General features: G+C 53.7%; 2 protein-coding genes. Both read right to left on the bottom strand.

All coding sequences use genetic code 11. From position 1 onward, the window contains the following. Positions 1–38 precede the first annotated feature (38 nt). Positions 39–875, bottom strand: coding sequence for an IS3 family transposase (locus MEB48_RS28995; RefSeq protein ID WP_237887125.1), 837 nt, complete (start codon positions 873–875; stop codon positions 39–41). Beyond that, positions 872–1194, bottom strand: a 323-nt coding sequence (locus tag MEB48_RS28990; RefSeq protein WP_237887124.1) for a transposase, incomplete at its 5' end; no start/stop codon positions are given. The genes MEB48_RS28995 and MEB48_RS28990, both read right to left, overlap by 4 nt.

Raw genomic sequence — 1194 nt, 5'->3', positions numbered from 1 at the left:
TGAACTGGTCAAGTAAATCCGGACACCGGTTACGGTGTTTATGCCGCTTTTAGCTCCATAGCTATTGGCGACAGGTAGTTGTTGTAGCTGTGGAGCCTGGTGCGGTTGTAATACATGAAGAAACGCACCATGTCGGTTTCTGCTTCCTCGCTCGTGCCATAGCCGCCCCGAGGGACCCATTCTGATTTCAGGGTGCCGAAAAAGCGTTCCGTTGGAGCATTGTCCCAGCACTGCCCGCGATGACTCATGCTTTGCAAAATGCCATGGCGCGTCAGCGCCTCTTGAAACTTGCGACTGGTGTACTGACAGCCCTGATCCGAATGGAACATCAATCCAGGTGGGCAGGTTCGAAGCTCGGTCGCCATGCGTAGCGCTTTGCTCACCAAGTTGGCGTCATTGACCAGCGAAAATGCCCAACCAATGACCCGGCGCGCAAACAAATCGATCACGATGGCCAGATGAACCCAGCGCTTGCCTACCATCAGGCTTGTAACGTCCCCACACCAGACTTGATTGACCGCGGTCGGTTTGAAATTGCGCTTGAGCAGATTGGGCGCGACAAATGCTTCAACTCCTTTGGATCTGAATGGGTGAGGCTGGCGTTGTTTACTGACAATGTTGGCTTCCCTCATCAGCGCTTTAACCAGGCTTCTTCCAGCCGCTATGTGTTGGGCCTGCAGATGCTTGCTGATCGTTCTGGACCCCATGGCTTCCCGGCTTTCGCTGTGCAGCTCAACCACCTTCCCCTTGAGCTCTTCGCGCTCGATCTTAGGCCGCGAGAGACGCTGTAGCCACTCATAAAAGCTGCTGCGCTTCACATCGAAAACGCGACACAGGATGGCGGTCGGGAATGACTCTCTTAGCTCCGCGATCATCGAAAACGATCGGGATCCGACATCAAGAGAGCGGTAGCCTTTTTTAAGATTTCGGCTTCCATTTCCATGCGTTTGATCTTGGCTTTCAAATCCTGAATCTGGCGCTGATCCTCAGTAATGGCCTTAGTGCCTTGAACCGGTTGTCCCTTGTGTTCTTTGCGAACCTGGTCCACCCACCGTCGTAACGCGGTGGCACTGATGTCCAGCGACGCGCAGACCTCCTGTACCGAACAACCGTCATCAATCACCATGCTGGCTGCACGATGTTTGAACTCGCGGGAAAAGACTCTTCTTTCTTTCATGGAACCTCCAAATTGGC

This window comes from Pseudomonas sp. PGPR40, assembly GCF_022014505.1.
Taxonomy (GTDB): Bacteria; Pseudomonadota; Gammaproteobacteria; order Pseudomonadales; family Pseudomonadaceae; genus Aquipseudomonas.
The sequence above is the reverse complement of the archived record's forward strand: the minus strand, read 5'-3'. Positions and strand labels throughout refer to the sequence as shown.

Coding starts and splice junctions, on each gene's coding strand:
- MEB48_RS28995 (WP_237887125.1), bottom strand. CDS start 875: ATGATCGCGGAGCTAAGAGAGTCATTCCCGACCGCCATCCTGTGTCGC.